Consider the following 561-nt stretch of genomic DNA (forward strand, 5'->3'; position numbering starts at 1 on the left):
GCGGATTTACCAACACACCGGCCTACACGCTTACCCCCGGACGACCACCGCCGGGTAGAGCTACCCTCCTGCGTCACCCCATCACTTACCTACTACAGGCTCGGATCCCAGACCAACACCCCACACAGCCCGAAGGCCGCGTAAGGCACCGGCGTGGTTAGCATCACCTGCCTCGATACTGGACGCTCGCACACGGGTACGGGAATATCAACCCGTTATCCATCGACTACGCCTGTCGGCCTCGCCTTAGGTCCAGACTCACCCTGGGCGGATTAACCTGCCCCAGGAACCCTTGGTCAATCGGCGGCGACGTTTCTCACGCCGCTCACGCTACTCATGCCTGCATTCTCACTCGCACGCCCTCCACCACACGATCACTCGGCGGCTTCACCGAACGCACGACGCTCCCCTACCAACCCCACCCCAAAGGTGGGGCTCCACAGCTTCGGCGGTGTGCTTCAGCCCCGCTACATTATCGGCGCAGAACCACTTGACCAGTGAGCTATTACGCACTCTTTAAAGGATGGCTGCTTCTAAGCCAACCTCCTGGTTGTCTGGGCA

1 rRNA gene is annotated in these 561 nt (G+C 60.8%); it reads right to left on the bottom strand.

The features are described from left to right. Positions 1-561 (bottom strand): 23S ribosomal RNA (locus PFX91_RS23070); the annotation flags it as partial.

Source organism: Nocardiopsis sp. ATB16-24, assembly GCF_030271535.1.
Taxonomy (GTDB): Bacteria; Actinomycetota; Actinomycetes; order Streptosporangiales; family Streptosporangiaceae; genus Nocardiopsis.